This window comes from Mucilaginibacter myungsuensis (genome assembly GCF_015222005.1).
Lineage (GTDB): Bacteria > Bacteroidota > Bacteroidia > Sphingobacteriales > Sphingobacteriaceae > Mucilaginibacter > Mucilaginibacter myungsuensis.
Map to the genome: position 1 here is coordinate 203,963 of NZ_JADFFL010000004.1, position 17,450 is coordinate 221,412.

Sequence of the window (17,450 nt, forward strand, 5' to 3'; positions counted from 1 at the left end):
TTGGACGGGCAACCGAACCGGTCTTGCACCGGTTCGCACCTTTATAAACAAGGTCTTTAATAGCTTATGCGCCTTTTTTAACTAAAGCGTACTCGATCTTTGGATAGCCGCGTTCGCCGCCATCCTGAGTAGTGAAGCTTACGAATTTCAGTTTGTACACGTTACCTGCTGAGTCTTTGATCACGTAGAAACGATCGGTCCTAACTCCTACCGTACCGGTAGTAGCTCTCCAGTTGCTGCCGATAGTGTTACGGCCTGTAACGAAGGCAGTTGTAGCGATGTTAGCCTCGGCGTATGATGCGTAGGTCAGGGTGGCAGTGTTAGTTACCTCGGCAACAGTAGTATTGTTCAGGTAGTTGGTAAATACTAAGTCAGAAAAAGCGTATGGAAGTGTCCCGGTGAAATACATGCTGTAGCTCCATACAAAGTCCCAACGATCTTTAGCCGGCTCCACGTTAACAGCAGCGGCATTATCCAAATTCACATAGCTGAAGTTGTTAGCTGTGTTTTTAGTGATGGTAGCGGTTTTGAAAGTGGTCTCGGTCAGTTTAGCATATTGCAGGGTGTAACCACCTGTTGATGTACGCAATACACGGATCTTGATCAGGTTGGCAGCCTCGGCCACGTTACCTGTACCGCCCGCGCGGTTGATCACGTAAACTTTGTTTTCGGCATCAGTAGCAGATACTGCACCAATAACGGTGTTGGTCAGGTCGCCGGTCACGTCATCAATGATGGTGAAGTTACCCTGGCCTTGTCCAACACGCAGTGCGTCTAAAGTAACATCGGCAGCGGTAACAGCGTTGATGTCGGTTTTGTTAACCACTACGGCTGATGCAGAAGTAGTGTTGTTCAGGATCACGCGGAAATCGGTACCGCTGTAAAAGCCCAGATCCCAGCTTGCACGGGCAACCGAAGTTTGCGCGTTAGCACTCAGGTCTACATAAACAGCGTTGATAGCAACCGCGCCACCGGTGCCACCTTGTAAAGTCAGAGTCGAACCTGTTGAGATGATAGATGAGAAGCTCAATTTTAACTCTTTAGTGCTACCCAACACAATGCCCGACCCGGCTGATGTGATAGTGAACGTTAACGACTCGGTACCTTGTAACAATATGCCCGCTACTTTGGTCAGCTTAAAGCTTACTGAGCTGCTGCCTGCAGGTACGGTAAGGTTCAGCGTGCCGTCGGCAGCTGCCGGCGTGGTAGTGAAATGCGTACCATAAGTTACGTTAGCGCCTTGTAGCGTTAATACCACAGGTACAGTTACATCGCTAACGCGGCCAAGGTTTAAAGTTACAGTTATCTCGCTGTCGGTAGATGCAAGGCCCTGGGTTGATGCCGTGAAGGCGATCTGATTGTCCGGTAAAGCCGGATCGTTCTTCTTACATGCGCCTGCAAGTAAAGCCAAACTTAAAAGGTAAATGAACGAACGTTTCATAGTTATTCTGCTTGTTATGTTAAATAGTTAATTTGCTGTTGTTTAGTATTTGCTGTATTGGAAGGTCAGCCCAAGGAAATATGATCGGCCATACCCCATCGGCACAAGGCCGCCCGTGCTATGCGCACCGCCTGAATTAGTAGCTGTATTAGCCACATTGGTCACATTGAACAGGTTCTTCATCCCGCCTGATAGGGTCAGTTGCTTGTTCAGCTGTTTGTTCAGCGTCAGGTCGGCTGTGTGGAAGGCCGCACGTTCAGACCTGGTTACGGTTAAGTTACCGCCCACCAAAGCCGCGTTGTAGCTTGGTAGCGTGCCGTTAAGTTTGTAGAACAGGCTGATGTTACCTTTAAGCTTGGTAAAGTTGTACATCAGATTGGTGTTAACCTCAGGGTACCAGCGGTAGGCCGGCAAAGATCTATCATCCTCGGCGTAACGGTTAGACATGCCGGTATAAGAAAAACCTACCTTGGCTTGCAGCTGCTTGTAATTCAACGTATTTTCGAATGTTCCACCTGCTGTTTTTGCTTTATCCAGGTTAAGATAGGTAGAGATGGACGCGTCGGCCGGGTCAAAACCCATCACGATCTGGTTGTTAAAGTGATTGTAGAAACCACCAATGGTCGACCGTAGCCTAACATCGGTCTGCTGGATGACCTGCCATGATAACGATCCATTAAAGCTTTGAGAATATTCTGCCTTCAGGTTCTCGTTACCGCGGATGGAGTGGCTGGCATCAAAAAAGTTAAAGTACAATTCGCGCAAGGCCGGCGCACGGAAACCGCGGGCATAAGCCAATCTCAGATCCAACACGTTGTTCAATTTTATCTTGGTATTCAACGATGGCGTCACCGGCGGTGCATCGTAAATAGAGTTTTTAGTGAACCTTGCTCCCGGCCGGATGCTGATCGCATTGGTCAGCGCTATCTCTGACGAGATAAAGAAAGCATAGTCATTGATCTGCGGTGTGCCGGTGATACGGGCGCCCGTACTGCGGGTTAGGTTGACCTCAACACCGGGTTGAAAAGATACCCGGTGCGACAGCTTGTACTGCGCAGTCATCCTTAAAAATTTGGTATCGAAAGTGGCCTTGTCCTGTTCGGCCGCGCCTAAGGTAAGGCGGCGGTCGCCGGTGTTCAGGTCCAGCTTAGTGGTCTGCGTACGGCGCGTGTAGTCGGTGTAAGATGCGGCACCGTTCAATGACAGGCGGTCGCTCAATTTCATATCTGCCTGTAGCTGATGCATCCAGCGGTTACTCATATAGTTCTGGTCGGTACGGCTGTTCTCGGTAGGGTTCACCGTCCCTTTGGCGTTGATGGTCTCGTCCTCGCCATCAAAGCGGTACCATACGTGCATGTTATTAGTACGGTAACCTACAATAGCGTTACCCATATACTGGTCTTTAGGTTTCCAGCCAATGTACTCGGCGTTAAAATTATTACGGGTGAAATTACCGCCTAACTGCAAGCCCTTACGCTCCCAGTTGATCCCTGCCGATGCCAGGTGGCTGCCTGTACCGGATACACCCTGGAATTTTTTACCGGCCGATTCTTCGTGAGCACGGGCGTTAACGGTCAGCGCTTCACCGCCTGTACCTTTTTTTGTGATCATATTGATCACACCGCCCATAGCATCCTGCCCATAACTTACCGACATTGGTCCTTCTACGATCTCGATACGGTCTATCGTGTTGATATCTATCTGATTGATACTCTCGCGCGATTCGCCCCTATCCAATAACGGTACGCCATCTAACAAAACTTTAACACCTTGTCCGGCAACACCCATCAAGCTAACATCAGATATACCTAAGGTAAGATCATTAGTGAAGCGGAAACCCAACTGATCGCTCAGCACATCCTGCACTTTGGTAGCGTTGCGCAACCGGATCTGCTCGCTGGTGATGGTACGCACCTGGTAAACCGAGTTTTTAAGTGATCGTTGCTCATATTGCCCGGTCACTACTACTTCTTTCAGTTGTTGGGCATTTACTTCCAGTTTAATATCGGGCTGGGCGGTGGTTTGGCCGGCGGTAATGGTTACCGGCACTTGTTTGGCCAGCATACCTAAAGCTTTATAGTCCACTGTGTAATTACCCGGTTGCAGTTTAATATTGTATTGGCCATTAGCGCCGGTCAAGGCACCATAGCGCGTACCGGTCACCTGTACGGTAACGCCTATGGCGGGCTGGTTATCGCTGGTGATCACTTTTCCTTTTAAAGTCCCTAAAGTATGCTGTGCGAAGGCTGTAGCAGATGTAAATAAGAGCGTGATAAAGAATATCTTGAAAACTTTTATCATTATTTAGACTAATTAAAAATAATGTCGCAAATTTGAAACTTATTAGAACCTAACGGTCAACGCCAAAAGGATTTTTATCAACGCTAAACGGATATTTCATTAATGTTCAGGCTTACAGCACTTTCTACAAATACGATCTTGTTCGACGGCGACGCAGGTCACGAGAATGTTGTGAGCAAAATAGCTGTAGGTGACGGCATTGCAAAATACCTTACGGTGAAGACGCTATCAGCAGATGACTTGCATTTGCATGTCATCAATCTGAAATTACCGGACGCAATAAGTTTGGGAACACTGATAGCGGACCAGGGATGTGTTATCGCCTATATACTATCGGGAGCGTTAAAGGTTGGTATAACTGCCAACAATATTAATATCCTCCACGAGAATACCTATCGGGCATTACCTGCGGATAAAACCCATTTATCGATATCCGGTGATGCCACCTTATTGATCGTCGGGATAAAAAAAGATGCATCGGCCAAATTAATAGCAGATGCGGACCGGCATGTCTGTAGTGCCAAGACCACCTACCCTACCGATCCGGCTATGGCAGCTATTATCGGCATGATCATTCGCCATGCGGGCGAGGGGCCGTTCCACCGTATCATGATGATCGCCAAAACGCTGGAGTTACTATTTATGACCATGACCAATGAGTCAAAACCGGGCGAAGGTACTGATCAGTCCAAACTACCCCCGGCAGACCGCCAAAAACTGGACGCAGCCCGTACGCTGATCGGTCGCGACCTGCAGAGCCCTTGCACACTAATAGAACTTGCCCATAAAGTAGGACTGAACGATTTTAAACTCAAAAAAGGCTTTAAGGAACTTTACGGCACTACGGTATTTGGCTACCTGACAGACCTGAGGATGGAAAAAGCCAAACGCATGATCGCGTCGGGGCAATACACTATCGGCGAGATAGCGCACGAGGTTGGTTATAAGAACGGGCACCACTTTACCGTCGCTTTTAAAAAGAAGTTCGGCCACGTGCCAAGCAAGGCTGCCGAGCTAAGTTCTATCCTAAAAATATCAGATCTTTAAAACTTTCATCTCTGCATCAGGTTAAGTGTTGAAACATTTAACATTATAACCTATGTCAAACTTACTTTATATTATCGCCGTTATCCTGATCATTGGTTGGGCTATCGGAACATTTGCTTATGCTGTAGGTAGCCTTATCCATATCCTATTGGTTATCGCTATTATCGCTTTAATTTTAGGTGTCATCAGGAGGGCATAATTTGGAAAACTTCACTATGCTGCAGTTTTTTGAGTGGTACTACCCTGCCAATGGCAGCCTATGGGACCATTTTAAAAATGACGCGGCCCGATTGAAAGAGATAGGAATCGATACCGTTTGGCTCCCCCCTGCCCAAAAAAGCATGGGAGGCGACAAAACCAATGGCTACGACTCTTACGATATTTACGACCTTGGCGAATTTGATCAAAAAGGATCTGTCCGTACCAAGTACGGTACTAAAGAACAGCTGATCGACGCGGTGAAAACAGCGCAGGCTGCCGGCTTGCAGGTTTACGCCGATATTGTGCTGAATCATATGGGCGGTGCCGACGAAAAGGAGAACGTGACCGTGCGTAAAGTGGATCCGGAAAACCGTACCGAGTTTATCAGCGAACCGTACGAGATCGAGGCTTACACCAAATTCACGTTCCCGGGCCGTAAAGGCAAGTACTCGGAATTCATCTGGGACCATAACTGTTTTGCCGGAGTTGATTATGACGACCGCACCAAGGAGACCGCCATCTTTAATATCCTCCATCCTGATACCGAAGGCTGGCAAGACGTACTGTCTGACGAGCATGGCAATTACGATTTCCTGATGCTGGCCGATATCGATTTCCGTAACCCCGCTGTGCGCGAGGAAATGAAACGCTGGGGCAAATGGCTGTTGGATACCGTTGGGTACGATGGTTTCCGCCTGGATGCGATCAAACACATGGACCCCGGCTTTTACAACGAATGGTTGGATCATTTGCGTGCCGAGACCGGCAGAGAGTTGTTCACCGTGGGCGAATACTGGGCGCAGACTGATGTTTCATCACTGATCAAATACATCGAGATAACCGGTCGGCGTATGTCGTTATTCGATGCACCATTGCAACGCAACTTCCACCTGGCATCTAACGAGGGTGCTGAATACGATCTGACCACCATCTTTAACGGGAGCTTGGTTGAAACTGACCCTGAATTGGCCGTTACGCTCGTGGAGAACCACGACACGCAACCGTTGCAATCATTAGAGCAACCTGTAGAAGCCTGGTTCAGGACAATTGCATATGCGCTGATCATGTTGCGCGAGGCGGGCTATCCTTGCATCTTTTACACCGACCTTTACGGATCGACCTACACCGATGAAGGACACGACGGCGAGGACCAAAAAGTAACGCTTGAAAAAGTGCCCGAGATGGAGACCTTACTGTGGGCGCGTAAACACTTAGCCTATGGCCAACAACGCGACTACTTCGATAACCCCAACTGCATTGGCTGGACACGCGAAGGCGACGACAAACACGAAGGATCAGGTTGCGCGGTATTAATATCCAACGCTGATGAGGCCGCCAAAGCAATGGAGGTAGGTGCAAAATTTGCCGGACAGGTATTTACAGATCACTTAGGCAAAGTGGCCGACGAGATCACCATAGACGAGAACGGCTGGGCTGAATTTAAAGTGCAAGGCGGATCGGTATCGGTTTGGGCGGTTAAACGCGAAGGATAATTGTTGACCTGGATAAGATCTGTGATGTTTTAATTGTAACTTGGGTTTAAAGAACCTATGACATGCCAAACACATCACAGATCACTCCCGGCAATGCCCTTAAAACTTTGAAACTAATACATCTTGCCTTACTCTTAGGGCAGGTGATGTTCGGGGCGGTAGCATTCCTACAGATCCGTAACCTGCACTTTGATCTTGACTTTAATGGTCAGCCGTTAATGATCGTTGTAGCTGTGCTGGCGGTAAGCGCATTTACTGTTGGCAACCTGCTTTTCAATAAACAGTTAGAAGCTGCCGTTAGCCGGACATCCCTGACCGAAAAGTTAAGCGGCTATCAAACCGCCATGATCATTAGGCTGGCTTTGATAGAAGGGCCATCCATGCTGGGTATCGTCGGCTTTTTGATCAGTGGCAATTGGGCTTATCTGATCGTATCGGGTGTGCTGGTGTTTTGGTTCGTTATACTTAGGCCAACCAAAGATAAAATAGAGACCGACCTCAACGGGTGCCGAGCAGGTTATACCGAACTCATCAAATATCATTTGCCGCGTTACTTGCAGATCAGCAGGTATCGTTTCTATCATAGGGTCTATCGTCAACAAGATCGGACGGAAGATACTAAACATTCAGTCCGCCTTGCCCGTTATTGAAATAATACGCCGCAATTAGGCGTTATTTTAAGTTATGATGCGAAGTTCTTTGGGGTATGTGATAATGTCACTGTTGCTTTTAACGATAGCAAGTTGCGGAGTATATCGATCGATGGGGACCAACCCCGAGGGCGCTGCGCTAAGCGGCTGGGACAGCCTGAGCAATTACAAAGAAGGTGCTTTCCAAAACCTGACGGCCAAGTTAGACTCCATCAAACACGACCGCTGGCTATTTCTTAAACGCCGACCTGAGAGCATCCGCCCATCAAGTGCTTTGCCGTGGGTAAAAACTGATCTAAAAAAACTGGTAGCCCCCGCCCCTACCGTGGTCTGGTTCGGGCATTCGTCTTTGCTGATCAAAACCGGACAAGGGAATATACTGATCGACCCTGTCTTCAGCAACCATGCCGGACCAGTACCCGGGGTGATGATGGCCTTTAAGGGGACTACTCATTACGACGCCGAAGACATGCCCGAAATAGACGTGCTGATTATATCCCACGATCATTACGATCATTTGGATTATCGCACATTGAAAAAACTCAAAAACAAGATCAAACAAGCCATAGTACCGATGGGTGTCGGCGCTGATCTGGTGTATTGGGGGTTCGACCGCAAAAAGATCGTCGAATTGAACTGGCATCAGTCGGCCACGATATCCGGCGGGTTACAGATCACCGCTACCCCTGCTCAACACAAAAGCAACCGCAGCTACAGCACAACCAACAAAACATTATGGGCATCTTTTGTGATACAGAGCGGCCAATACAAGATCTTTTATGGCGGCGATGGTGGCTACGGTCCGCATTTTAAACAGATAGGTTTGCAGTACGGCCCCTTCGACCTGGCACTACTGGAATGCGGCCAATACAGCCCCAATTGGCCGTGGACACATCTTTGGCTCGAACAACCCGCACAGGCAGCCGCAGACCTGCAGACCGCTTTGCTACAACCCATCCACTGGGCCAAATTCGTTGAAGCTGACCATCCCTGGACAGAACCGATCGAAACCCTCATCCCCGCTGCCGAAAAGCTGGAGGTGCCGCTCAATGTACCACGTATAGGCGAGCCATACACGCTGGGCGAACAGCCTAAGCAGAATATTTGGTGGGAATAGATAGCCAAGATCTTATTTGAGGGGTGGCTTATCTATAAACTACTTCAGTAAACTTATAAGCCCCCTGCGGTGCCACTGTTATTGTTTCTGTCTTTCTGTCCCGGCCGCTCCTTTTAAAAGAGATTATGCCCGTCATTATCTTTTGTCCGTCGAGGTTTTGTACCACAAGGTCAGCATTCTTAAAACCCATGGTTTGGTTGGTATTTATCTTTTTACTGAAAGACTGCCCGGGTTGTATCCGCTCTGATATCTGCGACCCTATCTGACTGGTAAATTGCACCTGATACAGCACATCTTTTGTGGCAGGCTCGAACGAGTACTCTATGGTGGTGCCGATGACATCAAGTTCGGTATCGTTAGGGGGTATCCGGCAAGCCGCGGTCAGTAACAGGCAAAAGCATAGCAAAAGGTTTTTCATACTGGTTAAGGTTTTTGAATATCAAATATAGAAATAACGATGATCAGAAGACATTTCAAACTAAGATCCGGTAGCTACAATAAGTATTGACAGGCAAAACACTGAGCAGATCAGAGCATGTAATGATACGTTTGATACAGCCGAAAAGAAACGACAACAAAAAATAAGACCAGTCCAATAAAGGTCCAGATCTTCTTTTTAGAGAACGCCGCTTTGTCATCTATATAAGTTAACGGCCCGGGTAGGCATATAAACTTTAATCTATTCCAATCCCAGATAAGCAAATAGGTATTTGCAAACAGCATCAATGTAGTTACAAGCAGGATATTAGGGGCATTGAACGATATGGTGATCACGAAGATATTAAGGATCAACGGAAAAAAGGCGACAGCCCCTAACGTGCTGAATGATTGGGACATGATCAAAAAGCCCGCGATCAGCTGCCCCCATCCAATAAAATGCCAATAAACACCTGCCTGATACATTGCTTCAAAAAAATGCGATAAGGTATTGATCGGGGTGCCTTCAGTTGGTTTTGGCATAAACCTAATGCCGTTGATCTTAAAGATGCTGGCGTAAACAAAAGCAGATCCGAGCAGATAGCGCAGGTTGATCGTAAACACTTGCAGCAAAAGGTTCTGTTTTAACCTCGATATAAAGTTTTCCATTTTGATGAGCAGGCCTCAAGATCCATAATAAGGGCTATTATTGACAGACCTAAGTTAAACAAAAACGCCCGATACTTCGTATCAGGCGTTTTGCTTTCAGTACTCCAAACCGTTGAGCCCACGAACCAATTTTTCGACGATCTGAAACGCTTATCCACGCTGTTTGATGATTGAGGCCGTTTTGAAATATTTAACTCGTTTTTAATTGAACCATTATTATAAGTGTTACCTCGAAATATATGGATATACCTAAATTCATATATTTATTATTTTTATGTCTATGGGAGAGGAGTTTAAACAGTTTACATTTACCGAAGTTGTCAGTATCCTGAACAATTTTGAGTTCAAATACGAATGGGCAACTGAACAACACAATAGCCCATTTTTTAAAGAATATTCCAATTTATATAATACAGACCCTATTTTATTAAGATGTACTTGTAAGGATTCTAAGTTATTTTCTGAAATAATTAAATCTTTGGACTTTTTTGAACAAGAAAAACATGGTTATCGGTGCTTAGAAAATGATGTTATAAAAAGCCTTATAACAAATCTTTACCTCAATCCAGGCCCTTCCCCGATCGCTGAATTTACCGATGGCGTAGATTGGGAGCGATTTAAATCATTGAGTTTTGAAAAGATATCTCCTACCTCTTTTGTTGTCAAATTACAGGAGTTGATACAAGTAGGTGGTCTTTTTGAAAAGTCAAAACAATCTTCCGATCAAATTAAGAACCTTGCATTAGATTTCTCCAATTCTATTTTTAAAGAGAATATTAAGAATTTCAAAATTTATTACACATTTGATGAGGGGTGGTCTGATTATTTTGGAAAAATGGGTATGGGCTTGGATGTGACGTTTTTTCTTTTTGACGGTACTTTAGGAGAGTTTTGGATACTTTCAAAAACCGATTATGATTAAATTGCTGTCTGAGTCAGTATTAAAACCGGAGGTCGAATCACAAAGGTGCTTTTCTATGCTTATAGTACGTATTTAGAATCCCGAAAAAAAACAAACCCTCTCTACGCAATGTAGAGAGGGTTTGTACCCAGCGCCGGAGTCGAACCGGCACGGTTTCCCACAGGTGTTTGAGACCAGCGCGTCTACCAATTCCGCCAGCTGGGCATGCATTTTGAACAGGACGTTGTTCAGAAGCGGGATGCAAATGTATCTAAACTCTCTTTTATCCGCAACAAATATTTCATTTTATAGTAAATATCTGCCACCCGGTTCAGGCGTTCTTCTTTGGCTGTGTCGTTCAGCGTCTCATAATCAGCGGTTAAGCTGTCAAGGTCGGCTTGTAATTCGTTTTCCACAGCCAGTGCTTCGGCAGTGATATGGGCCAGTTCTTCGGCGTTTTCTACCTCCATCAGGCGCTCGTTGATGTCCATCATCTCCATTAAAAAGTCGGCGGGGAGCTGTGGTTTGGCACCTTCGGTAGCCAGATCATGCGTTTGCAGGATGTATTCGCGGCGTTTAGCCGGGTCGGATAGCGTATGGTAAGCTTTGTTATTTAGGGTAGACAATTCCAGTATCTCCTGTTGGCGTTCTTCGGTATCGTTGGCATAAAAATCGGGGTGATATTCTTTGCTTAAACGGTAAAAGTTCTTCTTCAGCTGGGCCTGGTCCGGGTTAAAGGACTCCGGTATATCGTAAAATTCAAAATAGTTGATCGTCATCAGCGCAAAGTTACGGGAAATATGCCTAAGCTGCATAGTTCCCGCAACCGCATAGCGATCTTAGTTAACCATATAGGTATAAACTTTACGGGCCAGTTTGCCGTGGGTATCAATACCCTCCAGCGTTACTCTGTAATTGCCCGTTCCGTCGGCGTTGTAAAAAGACAGTTTGGCTTTACCCGCATCGTCGGTCACCACGTTGGGATCCCAGTAGATCGTAGATCGCAGGTCGCTCATTTTGCTTTGTTCGGCAGCGGTGTCATAAGCGGGCGCGTAAAATTGCTTGGTTGGTGTATAGCCACGTGGAGTGTAATGCGCCACGTTCAATGACGGTACATAAACATTATCCTCTCCGCCTCTTTTAGTAGTGATCACGGCAACCCCGGCATTTCCCGCCTGGCCATAAATGGCCCGTGATCCTCCGATCAGCAACTCAACCCCTAAAATATCACCAGCGTTAAGGCTCTGCAGTACTTCAGGTGCTACAGCTTCGGGGATCTGCGCGCCATCAATTACTATAAGCATCGCTCCATTGCTGGATAAGGAACTCCCCCCTACGCGTAAATTAAATAGTTTTCCGGCCTTTACTTCTATGCCAGCCAAGCCATACATGGCATCTAAAAAGCGGGTGTAACGTTCAAAGCGATCTTTCTTTAACACATAGTCGGCATGGCCGGGGTCCAAGTTGGCGGAATGTGGTATCGTTTTTTCGGCTATGTAGTCCCTCTTTGCTTTTATCTTAACCTCGGCCAAGGCGGTGGTATTTTTCATCAAACCCCATTTGCCCAGTTCGGTAAAATGCTGTTGGGTGTTTTTAAGGTAGTCGGCCAAACTATTGTCCGCAACCTGACCGACCGAATGGTCGGGGTTAATGAACGGGATCCTTTTCTTTGGTTCAATAGTGACTTTCACGGTCGCCCGGTCTTTGGCATTAGTAGCCCGCACGATCAGCTTAGCGCTGTCCGAAATATTAAGCCCCTCAAATGCATATCGGCCGTTATAATCAGCCACCGTATCCATCATCATCGGGAAGCCGTTGCCAAGGGAGAACAGGCTCACCTTGCCCTTTGGTATAGGTTTGCCGCTAAATGTAGTGACCAGGCCGCTTACGGTCAGGCTTTTTTCGTGTGGATGTTTTATCGCAGGCAATTGCCCAGACTGCAGGTTGGTCCAACTAAAACGTCGCCAGCCTTGGGTCAGCAAAAGCTGATCAAGGTGTTTACCACGCTCAGGGTTAGCCGGGTTAAAGTAGTAATTAGGTTTTTCGATATGCCCGCGAATGTCTGACGTAAGCAACAGGTTTGATAAGATCGATGTCTCATCATTTTCATCTTGCTTCACTTTACCTTCGTCGGTAACAGATACCGAAAAACTGCCCACTACAGGTTGGCCAAGTGCGTCTGTCAGGGTAAGATCAAGATCAACCTTGCTGCGTTTGGTGTAAGTTAGTTTATCCGGTTTTATCTCGGTGGAGAGCTGGTCATTATGATCTACAAAGATCAGGCGCTCGGCTATTGGGGCCATATCCGGTGCGAAAAGCGTGAACTGTGTGATACCCGACTGGAATTTTTTAAGCGGGATATAACTCACGTTAGATGCTCTGTCCATTTTGGTATGCCCGGCAAATTGTACAAGGCCGTTGCTTTGTGCTACGATGGTCACCTCGCGGTTATCTATCAAGCCGGCACTTGCTGATATGCGTACGGCAATGCTGTCGCCCATACGGTTCACGTTCAGTACATAGCCTGATGCGGCTGCCTTGGGTAGGGCATAGCGTTTTACAGAGCCGTCCTCGTGGGTGATCACGGCGGTGTAGTTCTTACCCGCTGAGGGTTGCAAAGCGAACGTCCCCATCCCTGCATGGTCCGACTTAAAGTCTACTAACCTCGCGCCGCCGTCTTCAGTAATAAAGCCGCTAACATTGCCGCCCAAACCATCGGGTTTAATGGCTTTAAAACCCAACTTGGTGCGCAGTCCGGCAACCAACGTGCCACCTTCGGGAAAGAACTGAACGTCGGCCACGGAGGCCAATGGTTTGATCACAAAGTTCTGTGAGATACTTTTGCCGGGCTGCGGCGCCAAGGTGGTACTGATCACAACGTTGGCATCCTTCAATTCGTCTTTAATATCTTTGCTGATCACCAATTTGCCGCTCGCATCCGTGGTGCCTTTAACCTCTCCCAGTTTTTTGCCTCCAATGCTTATGGTATAGGTAACCGGCTTGTTAGCATAGGTGCTGCCATTCTCATCCTTAAAAAGTATCTCGGAGGTGATGGTTTTACCCTTGTCGTTAACTACCGCTTTGTATTGCATGTCGCCGCTTACAGCACCGCGTAAGGCGTTCACAATAGAGATATCCTTTCTGAAAAAGCTTTCGCTGCCAAAGTTGTTCATCCATTTGGAGTAGGCAAACAAGTGGTATTTCCCTGTCGATAACAGCGAATCATTCAGGTGGATGTTGGCATCAGCCAGTCCGTTAGCTAAAGGCAGCAATAGCGTCTGTTTTACCGAGTCGCGGTCGTCCAATAGGTCTACGTACAGGATCTTGCTTTGGTCGGATAGTACATTGCGCTCGGCATTCACTACGTAGGCCTTTAGCCAAATATCTTCGCCAACGCTGTAATAGGGTTTATCTAATTGCAGGTGGACTTTTTCCTGCGGGTATTCTTTATTAAAGCGCTCTAACCGCGAAAATAGCTTTTCTAACTGATCGTTCTTATACTTGAAGGCGATAGCAGTGAGCGCGATCAACAATATCGGTGCAATAAAACCGGTGGTCTTTTTCATGGCAGGCAGAGGTTAAAGGGGATAATATAAAGTTAACAATAATTTCGCCTATTTAAAAAATAAGCATCTTTGCAAAAAAAAGACATTGCAAACTATGTTATACGATCAGATCAGGCAAAAGCCATTCTTTATATTAGGTCCGTGTGTAATGGAAAACCAGGAGTTACTTTACACCGTGGCCGAAAAGGTTGCCGAGATAGGGCAAAAGCACAATATCCCGGTGATATTCAAGTCATCTTTCGATAAGGCTAACCGTACATCTATCCATTCGTACCGGGGACCAGGCATAGAAAAAGGTATGGAAATGCTGATGAACGTTAAAGAGCGTTTTGGTTTACCAACCACTACAGACATCCACGAGCCATATCAGGCCGCTATTGCTGCCGAGGTTGTTGATATTTTGCAGATCCCCGCTTTTTTATGCCGCCAGACCGACCTGTTGGTAGCCGCCGCGCAGACCGGCAAGATCGTTAACGTTAAAAAAGCGCAGTTCCTGTCGGGACAAGATATGTTCTACCCGGCGCAAAAAGTTATTGAGGCCGGTAACCAACAGGTTATCCTGACCGAGCGTGGCAACATGTACGGTTACAATAACCTTGCGGTAGATTTCAGGAACATATACGACATGAAGGCTTTTGGCCACCCCGTTTGTATGGACTGCACCCACTCGGTACAACGCCCGGGCGGCGCCGGTGGTAAGACTGGCGGCGACCGTACTTTTGTACCCATGATGGCCCTGGCCGCTAAAGCATTTGGCGCAAGCGGTTACTTTATGGAAGCGCACCCTGATCCGGATAACGCGCTGAGCGATGGCCCTAACATGGTAAAGCTTCACCAGTTAGAAGAGACCATCCTGCCGCTGCTTGCCTAAGGCTAAATTATTCCACTTTGTAGGTGATGGTCTTACGCAGGAATTTCCCCTTAGTGTCCATCCCCTCTAAAGTTACCTTGTAAGTGCCCGGGTCATCAGCGTTAAAATAACTTACGCCGGCTTTGCCTTGTGCATCGGTGATAATGTCAGCATCCCAATAAATGGTCGACCGCAGGTCGGCCATTTTGTTTTGTGTAGGAGTATCGTACTGCGGTGAATAGAATTGCCTGGTCACCGCATATCCCGATGGTACATAATGCGCCACATTCATGGCATTTGCTACGCTGCCCAATCCTGTACCGCGTTTGGTGGTGATGATGATCACACCCCATGCACCCTGATCGCCGTATAAAACCGTGTTTGATCCTGAGGTAAGCAGTTCTATCCCCGCAACATCGAACGGCGGAATGTCCTTTAACATAGATGCCTCTATAGTAGCACCATCCAATATCACCATCATGGGCACACCGGCGCTGCGGGTTATGGATGAAATGCGGCCTATTCGGTAAACCATATTGTTTTTGACCTCGATACCCGCCAAACCATAAAACACATTAAGCAAATTGGTTTGCTGGCTAACTTTTTCGGCCTTGATCACCTGATCTGCAGATCCCGGCGAAATATTAGAGGAATTAGGGATAATACGCTCGGCAAAATAATCTCTCCTGGCTTTAACCTTCACCTCCCTCAACCCGATAGAATTAACGAACTGACCAAATTTAGCCAACTCATCAAATCGTAACTGGCTGTATTTTAAGTAATCGTCCAAGCTGCTGGCAGGCACGTTGCCGTTGCTAAAACCGGCCGCGTAAGGTATGCGCGGTTTCTTATCTATCAAGATCTTTACCGAATTTCTGTCTTTAGCGTTACTGCCCCTTACTACCAGTTTAGTGCTGTCATCAAAATTCATATCGGCAAATACAAAGCGGCCTTTGTCATCGGCTACAGTGTCTATGATCATCGTTTCGCCACTTATTTTACCAAAAAGGGTTACGTGCCCTTTTGCTACAGGTTTATTGCCCAATGTGGTAACAAGGCCGCTAACGGTAAGGCTTTGTTCGGGCTGATATTTGATCACGGGGAGTTTACCGGCAATTACGTCGGTCCAGGTAAAGCGTCGCCAGCCTTGGGTAAGTAGTAATTGGTCCAGATGTTTAAGTCTATCGGCATTGGCCGGATTAAAATAATAGTTAGGTTGTTCTACGTAACCTTTAATGTCCGACGTGAGCAACAGGTCAGAGAATATGCTCATCTCCTCATCTTCGGCAGATCTTACCTTGCTAGCATCCGTTACCGACATAGAAAAACTACCGATCACCGGTTCGTTAAGCGCATCGGTCACCGTTACATCTAATTTTACCTTACCGCGTTTGGCGTAGGTTGGCTTATCAGGAGCTATGGCGGCATTCAGATGGTCATTATGGTCGACAAATACCAAACGCTCGGCCACAGGTTGCATATCCGGAGAGAACAACGTAAAGTGCGCGATCCCGGTCGGGAACTTTTTGGTAGATACGATACTTACGGTGGATGCCTGCTCCAATTTACTTTTAGCCACAAATTGAGTGACACCGTTGCTTTGCGCTACTATCGCCACTTCGCGTCCGTTAGCAAAGGCAGGACTTGCTGCTATCCGTACCGATACGCTATCCTTACCAACGCGATTGATGTTCAATACGTAACCGCTTTCGTCAGCTGCGGGCAAGATGTGTTTACTTTCTGATCCATCCTGATGGGTAACCACCGCGGTATAAGTTTTGCCCGACTGCGGTTGTAATGCAAAAACGCCCATACCTGCATGTTCCGAACTAAATTCGGCCAGATGCTCGGTGCCGCCATCGGTGATGTAACCTTTAATATCCTCGCCAAAGCCATCCGGTTTAAGGGCTTTAAATGCCACCTTGGTGCGCAGTCCATTAACAAAGTGCCCACCCTCCGGAAAGAACTGCACATCGGCCGCGCCTGCCAACGGTTTAATTGTAAAATCATACGTTGGGCCGTCGCTATCCTTGCCGCCAAATCTGGTGCTGATAAATATGTTGGCGTTCTTGTTGTCGTTCTTAATAAGTTCGGCAATGCGCAAGGTGCCATCGGCAGATGTTATGCCTTTGCCCGATGCTATCTCTTTGCCGTTAACCTGCACCGTATAGGTCAGCGGTTGGTTGCCATAAGGTTTGCTGTTATCCGTTAGGTAGCTTATCTGCGCATTAAGTTGTTTACCCGATGCCTGCACCACATTGCTGTATTGGATAGACGATCTGATAACCCCATGCAGCGGACTGATCACCGGGACAGTTTTCTTGAACAGGAAGTCGCCGCCAAAATTCAGCATCCACTTGGTGTAGGCATAAATGTGATAATTGCCGGCACTCAAGGTCGAATCGCTTAGGTGAATGTTGCCGCTGGTGCTGCCGTTAACAACCGGCAGCAAAATGGTCTTCTTTACCGAGTCGCGGTCGTCCAACAGGTCTATGTAAAGTATCTTGCTTCGGCCGGATAAGGTGCCATCGGCATTAACTACGTAGCCTTTAAACCAAATATCTTCGCCAAGACTGTAAAAAGGTTTATCTAAATGCAAATGCACTTTCTCTTGCGGGGCATCGGCAGTTAATTTTTCTAAAGCGGCTAATAGTTTATCTAAAGGCTCGTCGGCAACGGTGAACGAGAACAGGATAAAGGTAATTGCAATAAGGCTGAGCGCACGTTTTTTCATCAGAATATATGGTATAGGTAAGGGGCTAATCTACATAAAAAAAGCCTTCAAAAACTTTTTACG

The 17,450-nt window shown here is 47.0% G+C and carries 14 protein-coding genes and 1 tRNA gene; 7 read left to right on the forward strand and 8 right to left on the reverse strand.

Annotated elements, in window-relative coordinates; genetic code table 11:
• Positions 1 to 64: 64 nt before the first annotated feature.
• A complete protein-coding gene (locus tag IRJ16_RS12150) occupies positions 65 to 1,441 on the reverse strand; it encodes an HmuY family protein (RefSeq protein WP_194111851.1) in 1,377 nt (458 codons plus the stop codon).
• A 42-nt stretch (positions 1,442 to 1,483) separates the two neighbouring features.
• Complete coding sequence (locus tag IRJ16_RS12155) at positions 1,484 to 3,742, reverse strand: TonB-dependent receptor (protein ID WP_194111852.1); 2,259 nt, start codon at positions 3,740 to 3,742, stop codon at positions 1,484 to 1,486.
• 102 nt (positions 3,743 to 3,844) lie between these two features.
• Here IRJ16_RS12155 and IRJ16_RS12160 point away from each other — a divergent pair, with 102 nt between their 5' ends.
• The 5 genes from IRJ16_RS12160 to IRJ16_RS12180 all read left to right on the forward strand — a co-directional run bounded on the left by IRJ16_RS12160 (position 3,845) and on the right by IRJ16_RS12180 (position 8,250).
• On the forward strand, positions 3,845 to 4,789 hold the full coding sequence (locus IRJ16_RS12160; protein WP_194111853.1) for a helix-turn-helix domain-containing protein: 945 nt from the start codon (positions 3,845 to 3,847) through the stop codon (positions 4,787 to 4,789).
• A 52-nt stretch (positions 4,790 to 4,841) separates the two neighbouring features.
• Entirely contained in the window at positions 4,842 to 4,988 is a 147-nt protein-coding gene (locus IRJ16_RS12165; protein ID WP_194111854.1) for a lmo0937 family membrane protein, read from the forward strand.
• Between the two features lie 16 nt (positions 4,989 to 5,004).
• Positions 5,005 to 6,483 carry an alpha-amylase gene (locus IRJ16_RS12170; protein WP_194111855.1) on the forward strand — a complete coding sequence of 493 codons (1,479 nt, stop codon included), beginning with the start codon at positions 5,005 to 5,007 and terminating at the stop codon, positions 6,481 to 6,483.
• Between the two features lie 62 nt (positions 6,484 to 6,545).
• Positions 6,546 to 7,133, forward strand: coding sequence for a hypothetical protein (locus IRJ16_RS12175; RefSeq protein ID WP_194111856.1), 588 nt, complete (start codon positions 6,546 to 6,548; stop codon positions 7,131 to 7,133).
• 112 nt (positions 7,134 to 7,245) lie between these two features.
• Positions 7,246 to 8,250 carry an MBL fold metallo-hydrolase gene (locus IRJ16_RS12180; protein ID WP_194111857.1) on the forward strand — a complete coding sequence of 335 codons (1,005 nt, stop codon included), beginning with the start codon at positions 7,246 to 7,248 and terminating at the stop codon, positions 8,248 to 8,250.
• Between the two features lie 28 nt (positions 8,251 to 8,278).
• On the opposite strand, the gene IRJ16_RS12185 is transcribed toward IRJ16_RS12180, so the two are convergent.
• Entirely contained in the window at positions 8,279 to 8,668 is a 390-nt protein-coding gene (locus IRJ16_RS12185) for a hypothetical protein (RefSeq protein WP_194111858.1), read from the reverse strand.
• Between the two features lie 110 nt (positions 8,669 to 8,778).
• On the reverse strand, positions 8,779 to 9,336 hold the full coding sequence (locus IRJ16_RS12190; RefSeq protein WP_194111859.1) for a hypothetical protein: 558 nt from the start codon (positions 9,334 to 9,336) through the stop codon (positions 8,779 to 8,781).
• Between the two features lie 274 nt (positions 9,337 to 9,610).
• On the opposite strand from IRJ16_RS12190, the gene IRJ16_RS12195 reads away from it, so the two are divergent.
• Positions 9,611 to 10,258: a hypothetical protein gene (locus tag IRJ16_RS12195; protein WP_194111860.1), complete on the forward strand. Its 648-nt coding sequence runs from the start codon at positions 9,611 to 9,613 to the stop codon at positions 10,256 to 10,258.
• Positions 10,259 to 10,382: 124 nt separating this feature from the next.
• Here the strand turns inward: IRJ16_RS12195 and IRJ16_RS12200 are convergent.
• The 3 genes from IRJ16_RS12200 to IRJ16_RS12210 all read right to left on the reverse strand — a co-directional run bounded on the left by IRJ16_RS12200 (position 10,383) and on the right by IRJ16_RS12210 (position 13,803).
• Positions 10,383 to 10,462, reverse strand: a tRNA-Leu gene (locus IRJ16_RS12200).
• Positions 10,463 to 10,485: 23 nt separating this feature from the next.
• Complete coding sequence (gene hscB / locus IRJ16_RS12205) at positions 10,486 to 11,016, reverse strand: Fe-S protein assembly co-chaperone HscB (RefSeq protein WP_194111861.1); 531 nt, start codon at positions 11,014 to 11,016, stop codon at positions 10,486 to 10,488.
• Positions 11,017 to 11,076: 60 nt separating this feature from the next.
• Positions 11,077 to 13,803: a carboxypeptidase-like regulatory domain-containing protein gene (locus IRJ16_RS12210; RefSeq protein ID WP_194111862.1), complete on the reverse strand. Its 2,727-nt coding sequence runs from the start codon at positions 13,801 to 13,803 to the stop codon at positions 11,077 to 11,079.
• 94 nt (positions 13,804 to 13,897) lie between these two features.
• On the opposite strand from IRJ16_RS12210, the gene kdsA reads away from it, so the two are divergent.
• A complete protein-coding gene (gene kdsA / locus IRJ16_RS12215; protein ID WP_194111863.1) occupies positions 13,898 to 14,674 on the forward strand; it encodes a 3-deoxy-8-phosphooctulonate synthase in 777 nt (258 codons plus the stop codon).
• A 7-nt stretch (positions 14,675 to 14,681) separates the two neighbouring features.
• Here kdsA and IRJ16_RS12220 read toward each other — a convergent pair whose 3' ends face one another.
• On the reverse strand, positions 14,682 to 17,387 hold the full coding sequence (locus IRJ16_RS12220) for a TonB-dependent receptor (protein ID WP_194111864.1): 2,706 nt from the start codon (positions 17,385 to 17,387) through the stop codon (positions 14,682 to 14,684).
• Positions 17,388 to 17,450: the final 63 nt, after the last annotated feature.

Coding starts and splice junctions, on each gene's coding strand:
- IRJ16_RS12150 (WP_194111851.1), bottom strand. CDS start 1,441: ATGAAACGTTCGTTCATTTACCTTTTAAGTTTGGCTTTACTTGCAGGC.
- IRJ16_RS12155 (WP_194111852.1), bottom strand. CDS start 3,742: ATGATAAAAGTTTTCAAGATATTCTTTATCACGCTCTTATTTACATCT.
- IRJ16_RS12160 (WP_194111853.1), top strand. CDS start 3,845: ATGTTCAGGCTTACAGCACTTTCTACAAATACGATCTTGTTCGACGGC.
- IRJ16_RS12165 (WP_194111854.1), top strand. CDS start 4,842: ATGTCAAACTTACTTTATATTATCGCCGTTATCCTGATCATTGGTTGG.
- IRJ16_RS12170 (WP_194111855.1), top strand. CDS start 5,005: ATGCTGCAGTTTTTTGAGTGGTACTACCCTGCCAATGGCAGCCTATGG.
- IRJ16_RS12175 (WP_194111856.1), top strand. CDS start 6,546: ATGCCAAACACATCACAGATCACTCCCGGCAATGCCCTTAAAACTTTG.
- IRJ16_RS12180 (WP_194111857.1), top strand. CDS start 7,246: ATGGGGACCAACCCCGAGGGCGCTGCGCTAAGCGGCTGGGACAGCCTG.
- IRJ16_RS12185 (WP_194111858.1), bottom strand. CDS start 8,668: ATGAAAAACCTTTTGCTATGCTTTTGCCTGTTACTGACCGCGGCTTGC.
- IRJ16_RS12190 (WP_194111859.1), bottom strand. CDS start 9,336: ATGGAAAACTTTATATCGAGGTTAAAACAGAACCTTTTGCTGCAAGTG.
- IRJ16_RS12195 (WP_194111860.1), top strand. CDS start 9,611: ATGTCTATGGGAGAGGAGTTTAAACAGTTTACATTTACCGAAGTTGTC.
- hscB (WP_194111861.1), bottom strand. CDS start 11,016: ATGACGATCAACTATTTTGAATTTTACGATATACCGGAGTCCTTTAAC.
- IRJ16_RS12210 (WP_194111862.1), bottom strand. CDS start 13,803: ATGAAAAAGACCACCGGTTTTATTGCACCGATATTGTTGATCGCGCTC.
- kdsA (WP_194111863.1), top strand. CDS start 13,898: ATGTTATACGATCAGATCAGGCAAAAGCCATTCTTTATATTAGGTCCG.
- IRJ16_RS12220 (WP_194111864.1), bottom strand. CDS start 17,387: ATGAAAAAACGTGCGCTCAGCCTTATTGCAATTACCTTTATCCTGTTC.